At 39.4% G+C, this 20,205-nt stretch carries 21 protein-coding genes; 16 read left to right on the forward strand and 5 right to left on the reverse strand.

Features of this window, described 5'->3' with window-relative positions; genetic code table 11:
* Positions 1-13: 13 nt before the first annotated feature.
* On the reverse strand, positions 14-913 hold the full coding sequence (locus tag ACQKN3_RS16150; RefSeq protein WP_427713283.1) for a TIGR01777 family oxidoreductase: 900 nt from the start codon (positions 911-913) through the stop codon (positions 14-16).
* 109 nt (positions 914-1,022) lie between these two features.
* Between ACQKN3_RS16150 and recX the strand changes: the two genes are divergently transcribed.
* The 3 genes from recX to ACQKN3_RS16165 are packed head-to-tail and all read left to right on the forward strand — an operon-like array spanning position 1,023 to position 2,431.
* The gene (gene recX / locus ACQKN3_RS16155; protein ID WP_251690680.1) at positions 1,023-1,838 is read left to right on the forward strand and encodes a recombination regulator RecX; all 816 of its coding nucleotides are present in this window, start codon (positions 1,023-1,025) and stop codon (positions 1,836-1,838) included.
* Complete coding sequence (locus tag ACQKN3_RS16160) at positions 1,831-2,160, forward strand: YfhH family protein (RefSeq protein ID WP_251690679.1); 330 nt, start codon at positions 1,831-1,833, stop codon at positions 2,158-2,160. The genes recX and ACQKN3_RS16160 overlap by 8 nt, the downstream gene beginning before the upstream one ends.
* A 1-nt stretch (position 2,161) precedes the next feature.
* Positions 2,162-2,431: a YfhJ family protein gene (locus tag ACQKN3_RS16165; protein WP_251690678.1), complete on the forward strand. Its 270-nt coding sequence runs from the start codon at positions 2,162-2,164 to the stop codon at positions 2,429-2,431.
* Between the two features lie 81 nt (positions 2,432-2,512).
* Here ACQKN3_RS16165 and ACQKN3_RS16170 read toward each other — a convergent pair whose 3' ends face one another.
* Positions 2,513-3,502: a metal-dependent hydrolase gene (locus tag ACQKN3_RS16170; RefSeq protein ID WP_251690677.1), complete on the reverse strand. Its 990-nt coding sequence runs from the start codon at positions 3,500-3,502 to the stop codon at positions 2,513-2,515.
* Positions 3,503-3,616: 114 nt separating this feature from the next.
* Between ACQKN3_RS16170 and mutY the strand changes: the two genes are divergently transcribed.
* From mutY to nikC, 9 genes are all read left to right on the forward strand, one after another.
* Positions 3,617-4,675: an A/G-specific adenine glycosylase gene (gene mutY / locus ACQKN3_RS16175; RefSeq protein ID WP_427713262.1), complete on the forward strand. Its 1,059-nt coding sequence runs from the start codon at positions 3,617-3,619 to the stop codon at positions 4,673-4,675.
* Between the two features lie 46 nt (positions 4,676-4,721).
* On the forward strand, positions 4,722-5,039 hold the full coding sequence (locus ACQKN3_RS16180; protein WP_427713264.1) for a hypothetical protein: 318 nt from the start codon (positions 4,722-4,724) through the stop codon (positions 5,037-5,039).
* A 259-nt stretch (positions 5,040-5,298) separates the two neighbouring features.
* Positions 5,299-5,847 carry a nucleoside tri-diphosphate phosphatase gene (gene ntdP, locus ACQKN3_RS16185; RefSeq protein ID WP_251690674.1) on the forward strand — a complete coding sequence of 183 codons (549 nt, stop codon included), beginning with the start codon at positions 5,299-5,301 and terminating at the stop codon, positions 5,845-5,847.
* Positions 5,848-5,998: 151 nt separating this feature from the next.
* Complete coding sequence (locus ACQKN3_RS16190; protein WP_427713285.1) at positions 5,999-7,723, forward strand: ABC transporter ATP-binding protein; 1,725 nt, start codon at positions 5,999-6,001, stop codon at positions 7,721-7,723.
* A gap of 151 nt (positions 7,724-7,874) precedes the next feature.
* Positions 7,875-8,894 carry an ABC transporter ATP-binding protein gene (locus ACQKN3_RS16195; protein ID WP_079523618.1) on the forward strand — a complete coding sequence of 340 codons (1,020 nt, stop codon included), beginning with the start codon at positions 7,875-7,877 and terminating at the stop codon, positions 8,892-8,894.
* Positions 8,869-9,846, forward strand: a complete 978-nt coding sequence (locus tag ACQKN3_RS16200) for an ABC transporter ATP-binding protein (RefSeq protein WP_251690673.1) — start codon at positions 8,869-8,871, stop codon at positions 9,844-9,846. The genes ACQKN3_RS16195 and ACQKN3_RS16200 overlap by 26 nt, the downstream gene beginning before the upstream one ends.
* 32 nt (positions 9,847-9,878) lie before the next feature.
* Complete coding sequence (locus ACQKN3_RS16205; RefSeq protein ID WP_427713268.1) at positions 9,879-11,522, forward strand: ABC transporter substrate-binding protein; 1,644 nt, start codon at positions 9,879-9,881, stop codon at positions 11,520-11,522.
* Between the two features lie 83 nt (positions 11,523-11,605).
* Positions 11,606-12,610, forward strand: coding sequence for an ABC transporter permease (locus ACQKN3_RS16210; protein ID WP_251690671.1), 1,005 nt, complete (start codon positions 11,606-11,608; stop codon positions 12,608-12,610).
* Positions 12,611-12,626: 16 nt separating this feature from the next.
* Positions 12,627-13,517 carry a nickel transporter permease gene (gene nikC / locus ACQKN3_RS16215; protein WP_251690670.1) on the forward strand — a complete coding sequence of 297 codons (891 nt, stop codon included), beginning with the start codon at positions 12,627-12,629 and terminating at the stop codon, positions 13,515-13,517.
* 37 nt (positions 13,518-13,554) lie between these two features.
* On the opposite strand, the gene ACQKN3_RS16220 is transcribed toward nikC, so the two are convergent.
* Positions 13,555-14,649 (reverse strand): FUSC family protein, encoded by a 1,095-nt coding sequence (locus tag ACQKN3_RS16220; protein ID WP_008405739.1) that lies wholly within the window; start codon positions 14,647-14,649, stop codon positions 13,555-13,557.
* A gap of 69 nt (positions 14,650-14,718) precedes the next feature.
* On the reverse strand, positions 14,719-16,005 hold the full coding sequence (locus tag ACQKN3_RS16225; protein ID WP_427713272.1) for a glutamate-1-semialdehyde 2,1-aminomutase: 1,287 nt from the start codon (positions 16,003-16,005) through the stop codon (positions 14,719-14,721).
* Positions 16,006-16,138: 133 nt separating this feature from the next.
* On the opposite strand from ACQKN3_RS16225, the gene bcp reads away from it, so the two are divergent.
* The 3 genes from bcp (at position 16,139) to perR (ending at position 18,200) form a co-directional block, all read left to right on the forward strand.
* Positions 16,139-16,606, forward strand: coding sequence for a thioredoxin-dependent thiol peroxidase (gene bcp / locus ACQKN3_RS16230; RefSeq protein ID WP_427713275.1), 468 nt, complete (start codon positions 16,139-16,141; stop codon positions 16,604-16,606).
* Between the two features lie 23 nt (positions 16,607-16,629).
* The gene (locus ACQKN3_RS16235) at positions 16,630-17,577 is read left to right on the forward strand and encodes a D-2-hydroxyacid dehydrogenase (RefSeq protein ID WP_251690667.1); all 948 of its coding nucleotides are present in this window, start codon (positions 16,630-16,632) and stop codon (positions 17,575-17,577) included.
* A gap of 176 nt (positions 17,578-17,753) precedes the next feature.
* Complete coding sequence (gene perR / locus ACQKN3_RS16240; RefSeq protein WP_079523609.1) at positions 17,754-18,200, forward strand: peroxide-responsive transcriptional repressor PerR; 447 nt, start codon at positions 17,754-17,756, stop codon at positions 18,198-18,200.
* A gap of 91 nt (positions 18,201-18,291) precedes the next feature.
* Here the strand turns inward: perR and ACQKN3_RS16245 are convergent, their stop codons facing one another.
* Positions 18,292-18,633 (reverse strand): YgzB family protein, encoded by a 342-nt coding sequence (locus ACQKN3_RS16245; RefSeq protein WP_251690666.1) that lies wholly within the window; start codon positions 18,631-18,633, stop codon positions 18,292-18,294.
* Between the two features lie 292 nt (positions 18,634-18,925).
* Between ACQKN3_RS16245 and ACQKN3_RS16250 the strand changes: the two genes are divergently transcribed.
* Positions 18,926-19,819, forward strand: coding sequence for a nucleotidyltransferase-like protein (locus ACQKN3_RS16250; RefSeq protein WP_251690665.1), 894 nt, complete (start codon positions 18,926-18,928; stop codon positions 19,817-19,819).
* Positions 19,820-20,205 lie beyond the last annotated feature (386 nt).

Genomic DNA, 20,205 nt, shown 5'->3' on the forward strand with positions numbered 1-20,205 from the left:
GAAAAGCATTGTTTTATTCATAGAGATCCCGAATTGCATCTTCTACAGAAACAAATTTAAATTTAAAATTTGCGTTTATTAATTTTTCAGGTACGACATGCTGACCTTCCAGTACGAGCATACTCTTCTCGCCAAGAGCGAGCTTTAAAGCAATACTTGGTACCGGGAACCAATGTGGACGCTTCATTGCCTTACTAATTGAGTGCCCAAATTGCTTCATACGTTTTACATTTGGTGTTGTAAAATTAATCGGCCCTGATAATGTATCGTTTTCAATTGCATAAAGTATAGCACGTGCTACATCTTCTACATGAATCCAGCTAAGCCACTGCCTGCCCGAGCCGATTGTTCCGCCAACACCAAGCTTATAAGGTAATATCATCATCGGCAGTGCACCTTCGCCTTTTTCCAAAATTACGCCAAAACGGGTTAAACAAGTGCGGATGCCTAATTGTTGAGCCTGCATTGCTTTATCTTCCCACTGTGCCACAACGCTCCCTAAAAAATCACTTGCTTTTTCGGTAGCCTGTTCCGTATAAACAGCAGTTTCGGAAACAGGATAAATACCAACAGCACTCGCATTAATGAATACTTTCGGTTTGTGCTTCACGTTTTGTATAATTCGGATGATTTCATCGGTAGATTCCAAACGGCTTGATAGGATTTCTTGTTTTTGCTTATCTGTCCATCGTCCCTCATTTAGCGAGACACCAGCTAAATTTACAAATGCATCCGTATTTTCAACATAACGGTCCGGTGTCGAGTCGTCGTTTAACCATTGCACATAGTAGATGTTATCTTCATTTTGTTGCTCTCCACGCGTCAAAATTATGACTTCGTGACCATGTTCAAGTAATAGCTTACTCAATCTCCTGCCAACCATTCCTGTACCGCCTGCAATTGCAACTTTTATAACAAACACCGCCTTTATTTCTTTTTGTCCCTATTAGTATACCGTTCCATGAAACTATAAGTAAAAAGATGTATACTAGAATGTACATTGTTATTGTGAGGTGTACACGGTGCAAGTTCAGATCATTACAAAAATTGGTCGTCAAAAAAACAATCAAGAGCGCTACAATATATACTTGAACGAAAAATATGCTTTTGCCGTTGATGAAGGCACACTTATTAAGTTCGGTCTGCAAAAAGGCAAAGTACTTGAGCAGATGGAAATAGATGAAATACAATATGAAGATGAAATTGCAAAAGCGTTTAACAAAGCGCTAAATTTTTTAAGTTTCCAAATGCGTAGTGAACATGAAGTGAAATCCAAGCTCCTGAAAGCAGGACATGGGGAGGCAGTTGTACAGGAAGCTATTCATAAATTAACGGGCTTAGGCTTTTTAAATGATGAAAGTTATTCAAAAGCACTGCTTGAAACGAGAAAGCGTACGACAAAAAAAGGGCCGGCTGCTATTCGCCAAGACCTGATGCAAAAAGGGATTGATAAAAATTTGCAGCAAAAAGTATTGGCGACATTTGAACATGAGGAACAGTTAAAGCTTGCAATGGAATTAGCGGAAAAAGCCGTGCGGTCCAATACAAAAAAAACTCCGGCACAAGTGAAGCAGAAAATTCAGGATGTGCTGTTGCGTAAAGGTTATTCCTATGAGATTGTTAAAGAAATACTCGGCCAGATTACATTGGAACGGGACGAAGATGAATGGTCCGAGTTAATAGAAGCTCAAGGTGATAAAATTTGGCGTAAATATGCAGCCAAATTAACAGGATCTGATCTTCGGCAAAAAGTTAAACAGGCACTTTATCAAAAGGGCTTTCCAATAGAGAAAATTAATGAATATATTGAACAGAAGGAGCAACAACAAAATGAATGAATTAACATATAGTTCAATGACTGAACAGGAATTGCGTCAGGAAATTGCAAACTTACGTGAACGTGCAAGAAAAGCAGAGCAATTGGGGATTGTGAATGAGTATGCGGTCTATGAGCGTAAAGCATTGATGGCGGAAGCGTTTTTAGTTGATCTTTCAACAATTATTCCGGGTGAAATCTATCGTTTGAACGGATCGCCAGGTGAATTTTTCCAAGTAGATTATTTAAAAGGTCGCTTTGCATGGGGACACCGATTAGGGTCGGAACGATTTGAAGAAGCATTACCAGTTTCTATATTACGTCCAATGAAAGAAGGGAAGTAGCATGGAAGAATTATATCAAAGATTAACAGAACAATTATTAGCGAAAAATCCTAAATTACCGGCAGGTCGTGCACGTACATGGGTGGAATTATTATGCAGTGATTTCGAGTCGACTTCTGCCAAAGCCGGTGCGGATTACCGCGGCGCGGAATATACATCTAAATTAGTGAGCCAGTTGATTGAAAGCTATGGGGATAAGCTTCACTTATTTGCGGCACAAAACCCGAAATATGCGCAACTTTTAAATGACAGTGATGATACGTTGAATTAAAACCATTCAGCAATTGTGTAGCTACTTTGCTGATTGCAACATAAAACCACCAGTTGTGGCTGGTGGTTTTCCGTCTTTTATTCAGTCATTGCCGGCTCCTATTTGCAGTCGTTTCTGCAATTTTTCTTCTGTGAAAATCCAGCCGGTATAAGAATTGACAATGTTAAGCTCGTCATCTAAATGGGCGACTGCAACGAAAGGATAGCGATCGTTACTGCGGTATCGTAAATCGATTAAACGCAGTTCTGTTACGCCGCTTTCAAGCTCTGAAATTTCCCACCGGTAAAGTGGTGAAAATGATAAAAAAGCATCTAAGTTTGGATCTTTCATCGCTTTTTCAACGAGCTCCGTTTTTGGGATAGGCTCAATTTCGAACTTATCGTAAATATTGACGGATCGGCGATAGGCACGACCAACATAAAAGTGCGTTTTAGATTTTGCGGCAACTTTCCAATGGAAAAAACGCATTGTCGGAGCAACAATTACAAATTCTTCGTCCTGCAGTTCATGATGAACAGCAGTTTTAACCGCCTTTTGAAGAGCAAAACGTAAAATATAATAGAAGAAAATAATAATGTACATGACCGTAAATGTGAGGACAGGTTCTGTCCCTAATAACCAAAGTAAAATACCGATACAGTGCATGGTGAATATAATTGGATCAAATGTATTAATAACACCGAGTGCAACCCACTTTTTTGAAAACGGGCGCAATGCCTGTGTGCCGTATGCATTGAAAATATCTACAAACACATGTAAGAATACGGCGATCTGTGTCCATAGCCAAACATTGAATAGATGGACATCAGGTAAAATAAGAGCGAGTACACCTGTTATTAATAGAGGCCATAGTAAAACGGCAGGTATTGAATGTGTAATCCCTCGGTGATGTCGTATATAAACCGCATTATTACGAAGTTTTAAAACCGTATCAATATCCGGTGCCTGTTGTCCGATAATCGTTCCAGCCATTACAGCCGTAAAGGTCATGGAATGACTTGCGACAGTCGGGTCTACAAGTGCTAGGCCTCCGATAGCAATCCCCATGACGAAATGTGTGCCTGAATCCAAATGTATCAACCCCTCGATCTTAAAACCGTTCGAGAACGGAAAAATTTAGCAATAGTATCCACATTATAATATACCCTTTTTGAAGGAAATAAAATCGAATTTTTGGAGGACAATGTGAACTATCCATATACAAAACAATTTCGCCAGGCTTTAGTACAATGGTTTTTGGAAGAACAACGAGATTTGCCTTGGCGTCGGACGAAAGAACCGTATCAAATATGGGTGTCTGAAGTAATGCTGCAGCAAACAAGAGTTGATACAGTCATCCCATACTACAACCGTTTTATAGAAAAATACCCTACAGCGGAAAGTTTAGCCTATTCCCCGGAAGAAGAGTTGCTTAAAATGTGGGAAGGTTTAGGTTATTATTCCCGTGTCCGTAATTTACAAGCAGGTGTACGGGAAGTAGTCGAAGTGTACGGTGGAAAAGTACCGGATAACCGCGTTGACATTTCAAAGTTGAAAGGTGTTGGACCATATACAGCAGGAGCAATATTAAGTATTGCTTACGGAAAGCCGGAGCATGCTGTAGATGGAAATGTTATGCGTGTACTAAGTCGTGTATTAAATATAGATGCTGATATCGCTTTGCCGAAAACAAAGAAAATTTTTGAACAAGCGGTAACGGAGCTAATTGATCCAGAAAATACCTCTGCGTTCAATCAAGGACTGATGGAGCTTGGAGCATTAATTTGTACACCGACTTCACCGAAATGCTTATTATGTCCAGTGCGTGATTATTGCACAGCATTCCATGAAGGAGACCCATCCAGCTTACCGGTTAAATCCAAAAAGCTGAAAACAAAAAATATTGAATATGATGTATATATTATTCGTGATAAAGAAGGTCGTTTTTTAATGGAGAAGCGTCCTGAAGATGGTCTGCTCGCAAATATGTGGCAGTTTATTATGATTGAACGCCAGTCAGATGAAAATAGTTTAACCAAAGTGGAAAAACAATATAACGTAACTTTGGAGCACAATTTTAAAGAACCGATTTTAAGTTTCAAACATGTGTTTTCACATTTGAAATGGCATATTGACAGCTATTTAGTCGATGTAGCTGAAGTGAATGGCAAACAGGAAAATATGGCTTTCTTTACAAAAGAGCAAATTGCTAAATTACCGATGCCTGTGCCGATGTTAAAAATCTGGGGAAAAATAAATGCATAATTCTTTTATCACCAGACCACAATAAAGGTCATGGAGGTGATACAAGATGAGTCGCAATGAACAAAACCAAAACCGTAATAATCAGCAAAACCGTAATAATCAACAAAACCAAAACCAAAACCAACGCAACAACCAACAAAACAACTTTGAAGAGTTTGGTCAAGAACTAAACTTCAACGAGTTCAACCAGCAAAACCAAAACCAAAACCAAAATCAAAAACAAAATAATCGCCAAAACAACAACCTTGAAGAATTTGGTCAAGACCAAAACTTCAACGAAGTTCAACAACAAAACCAAAAACAGCAACGCGAACAAGAGCAACGTAACGCACAATTCGCGAAGCGTAACAACAACAACTTCTAATGAAGTGCAGAAAGATGTTCTGAAAGTGCAAACTTTCAGAACATCTTTTTTTGTTTTAAAAAGAAAGAGCAGGGAAATCATATAAGAAGCTGAACTTATTGATACTTTGTTTTAATATGTGCAACTATTAAGGATTCGCAATAATTTTCACGCAAAATTGAAAATAATTGCATTCGAACTACAAGTTTTGCCAAAGCATTGTTATAATACAATAAAGACTGCTAGAATTTTTAGCTAAGACGAAAAGGTGGGCTTTATGATGGCATTACCGGTTGAAGGAGAAAAAATCCAAATACATAGTTATAAGCACAATGGTAATATCCACCGTGTCTGGCAAGAAACGATGGTATTAAAAGCAACAAAAAATATTATAATCGGTGCAAATGAAAAAACACTTGTTACTGAATCAGACGGTCGCACCTGGCTGACACGTGAACCCTCGATTTGTTACTTTCATGCAGAGCATTGGTTCAATATTATTTGTATGTTGCGGGATGACGGGGTGTATTACTATTGCAACATCAGTTCACCGTTTGTGTTTGATAACAACTGCTTAAAATATATTGACTATGATTTGGACGTAAAAGTGTTTCCTGATATGAGTCATGCATTATTGGATGAAGATGAATATGAGCAGCACAGGTTGGAAATGAACTACCCCGAAGTCATAGATAAAATTTTACAGCGGAATGTAAAAACATTGGTAAGCTGGATTGAACAACGTCGTGGACCATTCGCTCCGGACTTCATAGAGTCTTGGACAAATCGGTATATCTTATTGAGTGAAATTCAGGCAAATAAAGAGTAGATGAGACACAAGTAACTTTTTAGGTTGCTTGTGTTTTTCTTTTGGGTAAAGTACATGTGTAAATGCTTAATGGGGAATTATGATATGATAATTGCTGTTGCAAAATTTCTGAGGGGAAGTGTTTTTTGCATTGGATAGTATTAAACGTTATATGCGGTTCGTCAAGCCGTATAAAATGCTTTTATTTTTAACGATCATAATCGGCATACTTAAATTTGCGATTCCGTTATTTTTACCATGGCTCCTGCAAATAATTATCGATGATATATTACTAAAGGATGGTATGTCTACAGAAGAAAAAACAAGCCAATTATTTACATGGATCGGTATTGCACTCGTATTGTTTTTTGTTATTCGACCACCAATCGAATATTACCGCCAATACTTTGCGCAAAACTTGAGTAACAATATTCTATTTGATATTCGTAAGGAATTGTATGGCCACTTACAAAAGTTAAGCTTAAAGTATTATGCGAATACGCGGGCCGGAGAAGTAATTTCGCGAGTCATCAATGATGTTGAGCAGACGAAAAACTTTGTTATGACCGGATTAATGAACTTATGGCTCGATTTGGCCACTATTTTAATCGTAATCGGTGTTATGTTTGCAATGGATGTAAAGTTGACGCTTGTGTCGCTTATAGCACTACCTTTTTACGCACTTAGTGTAAAGTATTTCTTCGGGAGACTTCGTAGCTTAACGAAGGAACGCTCACAGGCTTTGGCAGGCGTTCAAAGTTATTTACATGAGCGTGTTGCCGGTATGAGCATTATTAAAAGTTTTACATTGGAAAAGCATGAACAGAAGATTTTCGATGAAACGAATGGGGAGTTTCTTAATAAAGCGCTGGACCATTCACGCTGGAATGCAAAATCTTTTGCTGTCGTTAATACCATTACGGATATGGCACCGCTGATCGTGATTGGCTTTGCAGGTTATCAGTTTTTACAAGGTGACCTATCCATCGGTGTACTAGTCGCATTTTATGCTTATATTGAACGCTTGTATGGTCCGCTTCGTCGTTTGGTGAGTTCATCGACAACATTGACTCAGTCAATTGCCTCAATGGATCGAATGTTCGAATTGATGGATGAGAAATATGAAGTTCAAGACAAGCCTAACGCAGTGGTGTTACCCGCAGCAAAAGGGAAGCTTCAATTTGATCATGTTACATTCAAGTATGATAAAGATGGAAACACGATTTTAAATGAAGTTGATTTCACGATTGAACCTGGACAAACTGTTGCCTTTGTAGGTATGAGCGGCGGGGGGAAATCGACAATCGTCAGTTTGATTCCGCGCTTCTATGATGTGACGGAGGGAGCGGTAAAAATTGATGATCAAAATGTTAAAGATGTTACGATTGAATCATTACGCTCGCAAATCGGGATAGTATTACAGGATAATATTTTGTTTAGTGATTCAGTGAAGCAGAATATTTTAATGGGAAATCCGCATGCGACAGATGAGGAAATAGTTGCTGCTGCCAAAGCGGCGAATGCCCATGACTTTATTATGGGATTACCAGAAGGTTATGACACGAAAGTAGGAGAACGTGGTGTCAAACTTTCAGGCGGGCAGAAGCAGCGTGTAGCAATTGCACGAGTATTTCTAAAAAATCCGCCAATTCTAGTATTGGATGAGGCGACTTCTGCACTCGATCTGGAAAGTGAAGCACTAATTCAAGACTCGCTTGACCGTTTAGCACATGAGCGGACGACGATCATTATTGCTCACCGCCTGTCTACAATTACCCACGCTGACAACATTATCGTTATTGAACACGGAGAAGTTATAGAATCCGGCAATCATCAACGACTAATGGAGCAACAAGGAGCATATTATAACTTATTCCAAGTACAAAAATTAGATTAAAATTAAGTGACTATGTTGAAATAAATCAGCATGGTCACTTTTTTTATGTATATTTAAAATTACATTTTTTTACGATAATGTTGTAAATTACTAGATGTTATAATATCATATTTTCAAATACTTTTAATCTTCAGAATATTGGGGTGGTTAAATGAGTCGAAAAGCTGTGCTTGAAGTGAGAGAGTTAGAAACGACATTTTTTTCAGACAGTGGAAAGGTTGCAGCTGTCGATCGAATAAGCTTTTCAATTCATGAAGGGGAAATTCTCGCCATCGTAGGGGAGTCCGGCTGTGGTAAAAGTGTTACTTCCCTCTCTATTATGGGCCTCGTACCGAGTCCTCCCGGAAAAATTACAAATGGAGAAATTTTATTGAAAGGGCAAGATATTTCAAAGCTTTCAGATAAGCAAATGCGCAAAATTCGAGGCAATGAAATCGCAATGATATTTCAGGAGCCGATGACTTCGCTGAATCCGTTGTTTACGATCGGAAATCAATTAATCGAAGCGATTCGAATCCATCATCCGAAATGGTCGAAAAAAGAAGCGAGTGCCCGGGCGGTGGAAATCATGAAGCTGGTAGGTTTGCCGCGCGCGGAACAGTTGCTGAAAGACTATCCACACCAGCTGTCGGGCGGAATGCGGCAACGTGTAATGATAGCGATGGCTCTTGTATGCAATCCGAAAGTGCTTATTGCCGATGAACCGACAACAGCCCTCGATGTAACAATCCAAGCCCAAATTTTAAAGTTAATGCGGGATTTAAATGAACGGCTGAATACTGCTGTTTTACTCATCACACATGATTTAGGTGTTGTTGCAGAAACTTGTGAGCGCGTCATTGTTATGTATGCGGGGCAAATCGTAGAAGAGGCACCAGTTAATGAAATATTTAGAAACCCGCAGCATCCTTATACGAAAGGGCTTATCCAGTCAGTTCCGGATATGCGTTATAAAAAGGATACGCTTTATTCGATTCCTGGAAATGTCCCGAAACCAGGTTCCATTTTGGAAGGCTGCCGTTTTGCAGCACGTTGTGAATATGCATTCGATCGTTGTTTAACAAATAATCCTCCGCTATATGAATCGTCCGGTACACATAAAGCAAGATGCTTCTTATTGGATATGGAAGAAGGGGGAGTTACACATGTCGAAAGTGCTGCTGAAAGTTGACAATCTGAAAAAATATTTTCCGATCAGGCATGGGATGTTTGCACGTCATGTCGGTGATGTGAAGGCTGTAGATGACGTTTCGTTTGAGCTTTATGAAGGGGAAACATTAGGCATTGTCGGAGAATCCGGTTGCGGGAAATCTACTACGGGCCGGGCAATTATGCGATTGCATGAACCAACAGAAGGCCAGGTGACATTTGATGGCGTAGAGCTCACAAAGTTAAATAACGAACAAATGCGAAAAGTCCGGAGAGAGATTCAAATGGTGTTTCAGGATCCGTATGCCTCATTAAATCCAAGACATACGGTTGAAAAAATATTAGAGGAACCGTTGATTGTACACGGGATTGGAAATGCAAAGGAACGCAAAAAGAAAGTACATGAATACTTGGAAATCGTCGGTTTAAGCTCCTATCATGCAAAACGCTATCCTCATCAGTTTAGCGGCGGACAAAGACAGCGAATCGGTATCGCCAGAGCCTTAATGACAAATCCGAAATTGATTATTGCAGATGAACCGGTATCTGCACTGGATGTATCCATTCAAGCACAAGTTTTAAATTTAATGCAGCGGTTGCAGGAAGATTTGAAACTAACATATATATTTATTGCCCATGATTTAGGGGTTGTGCGACATATTAGTGACCGGGTAGGCGTGATGTACTTAGGCAGGCTTGTCGAAATTGCGGAAAGCGAATCGTTATATCATGAGCCATTACATCCTTATACACAGGCGCTATTATCGGCTGTACCAATTCCAGATCCGCAGTTTGAGAGGGAACAGCTATTGCTGAAAGGTGATATACCGAGCCCGTCAAACCCGCCGACAGGATGCACATTCCATACACGCTGTCCTTTTGCGATGGATAAGTGCAAGCAAGTAATTCCGATGCTCCAGCAAGTTAAACCAGGTCATTCTGTGGCGTGTCATTTATATGAAACGCCACAATGATAATAGATTAAAAAGTCTAGGGGGTTTTTTTATTGAGGAAAGGTAAATTGTATTTAGTAAGTCTTATGATGCTATTAATAATGTCATTATTTTTAGCTGCTTGTGGTGCTGACGATGCAGAAACGTCATCATCAGAACCAAGCAACGATTCAAGTTCAAATACAGACAGCAGTACGACAGACAATTCAAGTTCTTCAACACCTCAAGTATTAGTATTTGGCCGTGGAGCAGATTCTGTATCACTTGATCCAGGTATCGTAACAGATGGCGAATCATTCAAAGTAACACAAAACCTATTTGAAACATTACTAAACTTCGGGGAACAAGATACAACGATCAACCCTGGACTAGCAAAAGAATGGGAAGTAAGTGAAGATGGTTTAACTTACACATTCCAACTTCAAGAAGGTGTAAAGTTCCATGACGGTACAGACTTCAATGCAGAAGCGGTAATTAAGAATATCAATCGCTGGAAAGGTGGAAAAGAGGAAGATTTCTACTATTTCAACTCTATGTTTAAAGCAGAGGGCGAAGATATTATTAAAGATGTAACGGCAGAAGGAGATTACACAGTTGTATTCACACTTTCTCGTCCGCAGGCACCATTCCTTAAAAACTTGGCAATGAGCCCGTTCGGAATTGGTTCACCAACTGCATTTGAAGCAGCAGGCGATAAATTCGGCGATAACCCTGTAGGTACAGGTCCATTTAAATTCACAGAATGGAAACGTAATGACTCAATCACGATTGAGAAATTTGAGGACTACTGGCAAGAAGGTTTCCCGAAATTAGATAAAGTTATCTTCCGTTCAATTCCGGATAACTCTGCTCGTTTAAATGAATTAATGGCAGGCAATATCGATTTAGCAGATGGTATTAACCCTTCAGACGGTAAAACAGTAGAAGGTGATTCGACGTTACAACTGATTGAACGTCCATCAATGAACATTGGCTATTTAGGTTTAACGAATACACGCGCACCGTTTGATAACAAATTGGTACGTCAAGCAGTAAACTATGCAATCGATAAACAGGCGATTGTTGATGCGTTCTTTGAAGGACGTGCAGAAGTGGCGGCAAACCCGATGCCATCATCAATTAGCGGTTACAATGATGCAATTTCTCCATACCCTTATGATCCAGAAAAAGCGAAATCATTATTAGCTGAAGCTGGCTATGACGGAAAAGAAATTGAGTTATGGGCAATGCCGGTACCTCGTCCTTATATGCCGGACGGAGCGAAAGTGGCGGAAGTTATTCAGAAAAACTTAGAAGATGTTGGAATCCCATCGAAAATCGTAACATTTGAATGGGCAACATATTTAGAAAAAGCGAAAAACGGTGAAGCAGATGCATTCATGCTTGGCTGGACTGGTGATAATGGAGATGCAGACAACTTCATCTACACATTGTTAGACAAAGACAATATCGGTTCAAATAACTATGCGTACTATACTAATGAAGAAGTTCATGAACTATTAATTCAGGCACAGTCTGAAACAGATGAAAATGTGCGTAATGAATTATACAAAAAAGCACAGGAAATCATTCATGACGATGCTCCATGGGTTCCGCTTGCACACTCTACACCATTACTTGCAGCAAAAGCAGGTGTGAATGGGTTCTTGCCACACCCAACAGGCTCTGATAAATTGCATAACGTTTCAATGGAGTAATAGAAAGTTAAGTGAAAGGGGAGGAATATTCCTCTCCTTTTTTCAACTAGTAGAAACATACATTCATAAAAGGGGTGAAGAGCATGCTTCACTACATTGGCAAACGTCTACTGCATCTAATACCTGTATTACTTGGGATGACCTTTTTAGTATTTCTAATTATTCGTGCCATTCCCGGTGATCCAGCACAAGTCATTTTAGGACAGCAAGCTACTGCAGATGCAATCGCGGCACTTCGCTTGAAACTTGGCCTAGATAATCCGTGGTATATTCAATATTTCGATTACTTAAAAGGGATTGTAACGGGAGATTTGGGGGAGTCATTAAGAACAAGGCAGCCGATTTCTTCTGAAATGTGGCCTTATTTAGCAGCTACATTTGAACTGGCATTTTTCGCGATGATTATTGCAATTATCGTTGGGGTAAATGCAGGGATTGTTTCGGCGTGGTTTCAAAATTCATGGTTTGATTACTTAGCGATGGTGATTGCTTTAATTGGTGTTTCGATGCCGATTTTCTGGTTAGGTTTAATGGAGCAATGGGCATTCGGTATTCAGCTGGGCTGGTTGCCGACATCGGGACGGGAAGAAGTGCGGGATCCGGTTACGGCAATTACTCACTTTTACTTAATTGATACATTATGGCAAGGCCGGTTTGATCAATTTATTGTAGTGTTAAAGCACTTATTTTTACCTGGCATTGCACTCGCAACGATTCCGACAGCGATCATTGCACGTATGACAAGAGCCTCTATGTTGGAAGTAATGCGTTCGGATTTTGTTCGTACAGCGCGGGCAAAAGGTCAGAAAATGTTCGTTGTTGTTTATAAGCATGCATTGAAAAATGCGTTGATTCCTGTTTTGACAGTAGTCGGTTTACAAACGGGTATGCTTTTAGGCGGTGCGATCTTAACGGAAACGATATTTAGTTGGCCGGGAATTGGACGCTATATATACGAAGCGATAGGATTCCGTGATTATCCTGTCATCCAGTCAGGTATATTAATCGTTGCCTTTTTATTCGTAATGATTAACTTGATTGTTGACCTTTTATATACAGTGATTGATTCGCGCATTAAATACAACTAGAGAGGAGGCGCATAGCATGGCTGAAGTTATACAAAATAAAGTTCAGCGAATTGAAGAAGAACGAGTAAAAGGACCGTGGCAAGAGGCGTGGACGAATTTCAAGAAAAGTAAGTCTGCGCTGTTCGGCAGTGCAATTGTGTTATTCTTTGTGCTTCTGGCAATACTCGGCCCTTTATTTGCACCACAAGGTATAAACGAGCAAAATTTAAGTATGCGTCTGCAGCCTCCATCTGCTGATTTCTGGTTTGGAACAGATGATCTGGGTCGCGACATATTTTCGCGAATTTTACATGGGGCACGCATCTCGTTAACGGTTGGTTTATCGGCCGTGTTAATCTCTGCAGTTGCCGGCAGTTTTTTAGGGATTATTGCAGGGTACTATGGACGTTGGGTTGATACGATTATTTCGCGAATTTTTGATATTATGCTTGCGTTTCCAAGTATTTTATTGGCGATCGCCATTGTATCGATTTTAGGACCATCATTGCAAAACGCATTAATTGCCATTGCGGTTATTAATATACCGAACTTTGGCCGACTGATTCGGTCGCGGGTTCTAAGTATTAAAGAAGAAGAGTATATTCATGCTGCTAGAGCAATCGGTATGAAAAACTCCCGGATATTATGGAAGCATATTTTGCCGAACTCAATGACTCCGGTAATCGTACAGGGGACACTGGCGATTGCGACAGCGATTATCGAAGCGGCAGCGCTAGGGTTTTTAGGACTTGGTGCAGAAGCGCCACAGCCTGAGTGGGGGAAAATGCTCGCAGATGCGCGGATGTTTTTACTAAACGCACCATGGGCAATGATTTTCCCGGGACTTGCGATTATGCTGACTGTAATCGGCTTTAACCTTATGGGCGACGGATTGCGGGATGCACTTGATCCGAAGATGAAAAGTTAAAAAGAAGGTGTGCGAAAAATGCACACCTTCTTTTTATTTAGTAGAACTCTGATTCCAAGTCGAGGTTTTTTTCTTCACTATGGAAGCTGCGATAAGAAACGATCAACGTATCAAGATGCTCCAGGTTTTCCTCGTAATCTAATATCCGCGATAAAATATAAAGCAGATGGTAGCTTGAAAACTGCTCATCTTCTGCCGCCTCTTCCTGAGCAAGGGCGATCTGTTTGATAAACTGCTCCATTAGCTCACTGCCTTGCAAATATTCCTCGTGACGTGTCCATTTTGAATGTTCTGGCCTCAGCTTCCCGGTATATTTCAATAACAGTTGTTCGTGGTAGGTTAGCAAGAAATCTAAACGTTCTTGAATAATTACTTGGAATTTACTTGGTAACTTCCCGAGCTCATTTTCATGTTTATGCAGACGAACGAGCAACTCATAGCTTTTTTTCGAAGTTAATAACATTTGGCGGTAAATAACCAGTTTTCGGGCTTTCACATACTTCCGGTTTTTGAAATAACTGCGTTCTTCTTTGAAAAAACCATACATTGTATCAATTTCATTTAGTCGGGACTGCAATTTACTTACAGCCATTTTCGTTGAAGTATGTTCACTAGCCTGGCGAACGGCTAAACGTGTCCAGCGAATGATATCATCCTGGACAGAGTTAATCATTTTAAATAATTTTATTTCGTATTTAGGCGGTACAAATAACATATTGACAACGAAAGCAGCAAAAACACCCAGCATCACAGTACTAAATCGGATTAAACCAAACATCAGAAAATCATCGCCCGGTACTTCCATAATGGCAATCATCGTTACGAGTGCCAGTGAAACGGATTTTTCGAGCTTTAGCTTCATCATAATGCCAAGGACGACAATAGCGGCAATACCGACAGCCACGATATGATGACCGAAAATGAGACCGAATAGGACAGCAATGGTAGCGCCGATTATATTACCCTGTATTTGCTCTAAAATTGTAAGATAAGAGCGGTAAATAGAAGGCTGGATTGCGAATACAGCAGCAATTGCAGCAAACACAGGTGAGGGTACATTCAGTATTTGAGCTAAAAATAAGGCGAAAACAATTGCAACACCCGTTTTTAAAACGCGTGCACCTAGTTTCATGTTCTTTTCCTCCTTTCTGAGGGAGTCAATGAAGAGAAGCCGCTATAAAATGTATAGCGGCAGTTGTTATTATAGTTGAGAAAATGCGTAATCTACTGCTTTTAACGTTTCTTTCACGTCTGCTTCTGTATGTTCTGTCGTTAAGAACCATGCTTCATATTTTGAAGGGGCTAAGTTGATGCCTTGGGATAACATTAATTTAAAGAAGCGACCGAACTTTTCACCGTCCGTATTTTCCGCCTGCTCATAGTTTTCCACTTTGACATCAGTAAAGTAAACAGCGAATGCGCCTTTTAAACGGTTTAGTGTAATCGTCACATTATGTTTTTTTGCAGCGGCTAAAATACCTTCTTCAAGAAGAGCACCTAAGCGATCCATCTCTTCATAAATCCCCGGTTGCTGCAACACTTCTAGACATGCAATACCTGCTTGCATACTTGCAGGGTTACCGGCCATCGTACCAGCCTGATATGCAGGGCCAAGTGGAGCGACTGTTTCCATTACTTCTTTACGACCACCGTATGCACCGATTGGCAGACCGCCGCCGATTACTTTCCCCATTGCGACTAAATCCGGAGTTAAGCCAAGCATTGTATGCGCTGCACCGTAGTGGAAACGGAAAGCTGTAATGACTTCATCGTGAATTGTTAATGTACCATACTCTTTTGCCAATGCATGTACATGTTCCAAAAATCCTTTGTGAGGTTCTACAATTCCGAAGTTGCCGACGATTGGCTCGATTAAAATCCCTGCAACATCATTGCCCCATTTTTCCATCGCTAATGTAAATTCTTCATTATTGTTAAAAGGAACGGTAATTACTTCTGTTGCGACAGCATGAGGAACACCGGCAGAGTCAGGTGAACCTAATGTTGCAGGACCTGATCCCGCGGCAACAAGTACTTGGTCGAAGTGACCGTGATAGCAGCCGGCGAATTTAATGATTTTTGTGCGGCCTGTAAATGCGCGTGCCACACGTACACATGTCATCACGGCTTCTGTACCTGAGTTGTTAAAACGTACTTTATCCAATGTAGGAATAGCTTCTTTTAACATTTTTGCGAATTTGATTTCATGCTCTGTCGGTGTACCGAATAATACCCCTGTTTCTGCTGCATGTGCAATGGCTTTTGCGATATGCGGATGACCATGCCCCGTAACAATCGGTCCATAGGCTGCTAAATAATCGATGTAGCGATTACCGTCCACATCCCAAAAGTATGCTCCTTTACCGCGGACCATGACAACAGGTGCACCGCCGCCTACTGCTTTATAAGAACGGGATGGACTATTTACCCCGCCAACGATATGTTCGAGTGCTTCTGCATGAAGCTGTTCAGATTTAGTATGATTCATAATTTATTCCTCCAAAATAGGTTACATGAAATGATTTCATATCTATTGTAGTATGTAATGAAAGGGAACGCCAAAGAAATTGAAGCATCGGGCATTGTTTTGTATCATAGAAGAAAATTTTGGAGGAATAGACATGACATTAGAAAATTTAAAAGCACCAGTATTTGAATTGCAAAACGAAGAGGGGAAAATGATTTCGCTGGAAGAGTATAAAGGCAAAAACGTTATTCTTTATTTTTATCAAAAAGATTTAACACCTGGCTGTACAACACAGGCTTGCGACTTCCGCGATAAATATGAAGATTTTTCAGATTTGAATGCTGTAATTTTAGGTGTAAGTTTGGATGATGCAGCGAAGCATACAAAGTTTATTGAAAAGCACGGATTGCCGTTTTCATTATTAGTGGATGAGAATCATGAAGTTGCTGAGAAATATGGTGTATGGACATTGAAGAAAAACTTCGGAAAAGAGTATATGGGTATTGAGCGTTCAACGTTTTTAATTAATGAAGAGGGAATCGTTGAAAAGGAGTGGCGCAAAGTACGGGTGAAAAATCATATTGAAGATGTGTTAAACTATTTAAAAAATCGCACGAATTAATAGGTGCGCAAAGGGGAATGACAATGGTAACGATTTATTTTACATTTGAACCACGCGAAGATTTAAAACAGCCGCTTTTAGCACAGTTTCCCCAGGTAGATTTTTTATTTGATAAGAAGTTGGATGTGGAGAAACTTGCACAATCCGAAATTTTAGTAACTTATGGGGAAGATTTAAAGGAAGAACATTTACAGCATGCAGACAAATTGCAATGGATTTTCGTTGCATCTGCAGGAATCGAGAAGATGCCGGCAGAAGCGATCGCGAAACGTAATATACTCGTTTCGAATGTTCGCGGGATACATAAGAAGCCGATGACTGAATCGATTTTAGCTCATATTTTATCATTGAAACGTGTATTACCGTTTATTTATGAGCAGCAACAGAAGAAAGAATGGAATAAAAAGGCGCGTCCGACAGAGCTAAATGGAAGTACGGCATTGATTATCGGTCCGGGTGCAATCGGCGGAGAAGTAGGACGTATTTTGCAGGCATTTGATGTGCATACAATTGGCTGCAATCGCTCAGGCAACGAAGCGCCGTATATGAATGAAACATATAAGCTGGATGATTTAAAAGAGCAGTTACCGAAAGCAGATATTGTTCTTTCGATGCTGCCGTCTACTAAGGAAACGAAGCATATGCTGACTCGCGAGCATTTTGAACTGATGAAGAGTTCAGCCATCTTTATGAATTTCGGAAGAGGTGACTTAGTGGAAACGGATACTCTTGTCGGCGTTTTACAAGACGAGCTGATAGAGCATGCCGTATTGGATGTCTATGAGATCGAGCCATTACCGGCAGACAGCCTGCTATGGGACTTGAACAATGTTACATTATCACCACATTTTTCGAGTCATTCATCACGTTATGTAGAGCGCAGTCTGGATATTTTCAAACCAAGTCTGGAAAAATGGCTCAATGGGGAACGTGACTTAGAAAATAAAATGGATATTCTTAGAGGGTACTAATTGAGAATGCTATATGAAAGAATAAGCCTTTAATCGCTTTCATTTTCAATTAGCTTTTCTACCCAATACTTTTAATTCAATTGGAATAAGCAATTGTTGACAACGCATGGACAAATTCGCTACACTAATTATAACGATTACAAATTAATAATATGTATGAAAAGGGGTGCATGACGATGTCTGAATTGCATTTAAAGGATGCGCTGGACACGTTAAAGACTACTGGTGTACGAATTACTCCTCAGCGTCATGCGATTTTGGAATATTTAATTCAAAGTATGATTCACCCAACAGCTGATGATATATACAAGGCGCTTTGCGATAAGTTTCCTAATATGAGTGTAGCAACAGTTTATAATAATTTACGTGTCTTTCGTGAAGTAGGCTTAGTAAAAGAGCTTACTTATGGGGATGCAGCGAGTCGTTTTGATTTCGTAACGGGCGACCATTATCACATGATCTGTGATGGCTGCGGTAAAATTGTAGACTTCCACTATCCCGGATTAAATGAAGTGGAGCAGTTTGCTTCGCAAGTAACAGGCTTTCAAGTTAATTCGCACCGTTTAGAAGTCTATGGTACATGTCCTGACTGTGTAGCAGTCGGTGCAACAAAAGTTCAATAATATTTAACCTAGTAACGGTTGTTGCTAGGTTTTTTTATATAAAAAACTGGAGCAAAAGTTTAATCACCTTTACTCCAGTACTGTCTAACAATTAATTTTTATTGTACTCTTGATTGAATTCTTTTCCTTCCAATGCAGGATCTAAAGTAAGCGGTTCATTGCAATACATGCAAATATCCACACGACCTAAAATCTTTGTCCATTTCCCGCATTCCGGACAGACGACTTGCACAGCCTTTGTAGACAACAATCCTATCCAGCCGTATACAGCTGTACTGCCGATGATGCAAAGAAGTCCAATTGTCATGAAGATTAATACAAGTATTTGATTATTTTTGAAAAAGATTGCACCATACATAATAACGAAGCCGATGAAAATAAGGGATAATGCAAAAGAGCGGATCTTATTAATTTTACTATTATATTTTTTCATTTCAATTGCCTCCTAATCTAAAATATACTATAACATAAATTGGATATAAATTAGTAGACAGGAAAGAATTAGGCGGCTTGTATATATCCCTTAATACTATTTAAAAATGTTGAAATGAAGGGTTTTTATAAATGAATGGCGAAAGAAAAAATAACGGGATTTCTATTATTTGTTTTAAGGAAATGATGGACTTTCATCATGGTTGAAAGTTTATCAATGTAATACTAGTTAATTTATCTTATAGCATCTACAATGACATTATATAGAAGGTAAACTTTATAGGGGGATAACAATGGAACATATTTTGAGACCGATTTATCAGGAACGTGCAAGTCAGCCGGAAACGCTCGGAGTAATATTGATAAACAAGCGTGAAGGTGCTGAGAATATGACCGATACATTTGATTCGGTTCTTTTAATTATTGTAAAAGAAAGTGATAAGCCTATTTATTCGAAACACTATTCATATGGTGAAGCGAAAATGGTGATGCATATTTTAACGGAGGAACGGTTACGTAAATGGATTTTCATTGGTTCGAATAAGCGGTTGGTTGATTGGCTTTTCCACGGTAAAATTATGTTTGACCGCAATGAGTTTCTATATAAACTACGTTCTGAATTACAAGAGTTCCCATTCTTCGGTCGTAAATTAAAAACAGGTATCCAGTTTGCCAAGTTAATCCGTCGTTATAAAGAAGGAAAAGAATTATTTGAAGATGGTCATTTTTTAGATGCGTACAATCATGTAGTTGCTTCATTGCATCATTTAGGAAGATTATCGATTATCGATAGTGGGCATTATCCTGAAGTGACTGTTTGGGCTCAGGTAAAACGTAATGATCCAGCAATTTATAAATTATATGAAGAATTGATTATGAGTAACGAAAGTCTTGAGAAGCGTCTGGAGTTATTGTTTTTAGCCGGTGAGTTTTTAATCAATTCCAGAACTACGGATGGGGCGCAACATATTTTGGAAACAATGCTTGCACAACCTTCATGGACGATTCAGCAATTGCATGATCATCCTGAGCTGAGTTATTACTCTGTAGACTTGGAAGTGTTTGTTGAATACTTAATTGAAAAAGAGTTAATTCTGGTGGATACTGTTATTGCTAAAAACGAAGTGATATTCCACAGGAACTATTATGTAGACAGACTTTATATTGAATCTGAGTATGGGTTATAGTATATTAAGCAGAGCGTTTATAAACGCTCTGAAATTATTTTTAAAAAAGTGTTGACGAAAACATTGAAAGTATTGTAATATATTAAATGTCGCTAAGACGTACTTGAAAAAAACTAAATTACTTTCTCGAATTTCTTTCAAAAAACTTTTTCAAAAAAGTTGTTGACAAAAAGAAACAGAGATGTTAAATTAGAGAAGTCGCTAAAACGACAACGAAACAAAATGAACCTTGAAAACTGAACAAGCAACGTTAATGAAACAAGCTTCTTAAATGAAGCAAACAATAGATTCCAACTTCTAACGAAGTTGGATCGCTAGCAAAGCAAATGAGCTTTCAAACTACTTTTATGGAGAGTTTGATCCTGGCTCAGGACGAACGCTGGCGG

Source organism: Solibacillus sp. NPDC093137, from assembly GCF_050280445.1.
In the GTDB taxonomy this organism is placed as follows: domain Bacteria; phylum Bacillota; class Bacilli; order Bacillales_A; family Planococcaceae; genus Solibacillus; species Solibacillus isronensis_B.

What these genes read in the sequence shown, in the direction of transcription:
- ACQKN3_RS16195 (WP_079523618.1), top strand. Translation starts at nt 7,875, where the DNA reads ATGAGTCGAAAAGCTGTGCTTGAAGTGAGAGAGTTAGAAACGACATTT.
- ACQKN3_RS16220 (WP_008405739.1), bottom strand. Translation starts at nt 14,649, where the DNA reads ATGAAACTAGGTGCACGCGTTTTAAAAACGGGTGTTGCAATTGTTTTC.
- ACQKN3_RS16160 (WP_251690679.1), top strand. Translation starts at nt 1,831, where the DNA reads ATGAATGAATTAACATATAGTTCAATGACTGAACAGGAATTGCGTCAG.
- ACQKN3_RS16225 (WP_427713272.1), bottom strand. Translation starts at nt 16,005, where the DNA reads ATGAATCATACTAAATCTGAACAGCTTCATGCAGAAGCACTCGAACAT.
- ACQKN3_RS16190 (WP_427713285.1), top strand. Translation starts at nt 5,999, where the DNA reads ATGCGGTTCGTCAAGCCGTATAAAATGCTTTTATTTTTAACGATCATA.
- ntdP (WP_251690674.1), top strand. Translation starts at nt 5,299, where the DNA reads ATGGCATTACCGGTTGAAGGAGAAAAAATCCAAATACATAGTTATAAG.
- ACQKN3_RS16250 (WP_251690665.1), top strand. Translation starts at nt 18,926, where the DNA reads ATGGAACATATTTTGAGACCGATTTATCAGGAACGTGCAAGTCAGCCG.
- ACQKN3_RS16245 (WP_251690666.1), bottom strand. Translation starts at nt 18,633, where the DNA reads ATGAAAAAATATAATAGTAAAATTAATAAGATCCGCTCTTTTGCATTA.
- ACQKN3_RS16165 (WP_251690678.1), top strand. Translation starts at nt 2,162, where the DNA reads ATGGAAGAATTATATCAAAGATTAACAGAACAATTATTAGCGAAAAAT.
- ACQKN3_RS16210 (WP_251690671.1), top strand. Translation starts at nt 11,606, where the DNA reads ATGCTTCACTACATTGGCAAACGTCTACTGCATCTAATACCTGTATTA.
- ACQKN3_RS16180 (WP_427713264.1), top strand. Translation starts at nt 4,722, where the DNA reads ATGAGTCGCAATGAACAAAACCAAAACCGTAATAATCAGCAAAACCGT.
- nikC (WP_251690670.1), top strand. Translation starts at nt 12,627, where the DNA reads ATGGCTGAAGTTATACAAAATAAAGTTCAGCGAATTGAAGAAGAACGA.
- ACQKN3_RS16200 (WP_251690673.1), top strand. Translation starts at nt 8,869, where the DNA reads ATGTCGAAAGTGCTGCTGAAAGTTGACAATCTGAAAAAATATTTTCCG.
- bcp (WP_427713275.1), top strand. Translation starts at nt 16,139, where the DNA reads ATGACATTAGAAAATTTAAAAGCACCAGTATTTGAATTGCAAAACGAA.
- ACQKN3_RS16235 (WP_251690667.1), top strand. Translation starts at nt 16,630, where the DNA reads ATGGTAACGATTTATTTTACATTTGAACCACGCGAAGATTTAAAACAG.
- perR (WP_079523609.1), top strand. Translation starts at nt 17,754, where the DNA reads ATGTCTGAATTGCATTTAAAGGATGCGCTGGACACGTTAAAGACTACT.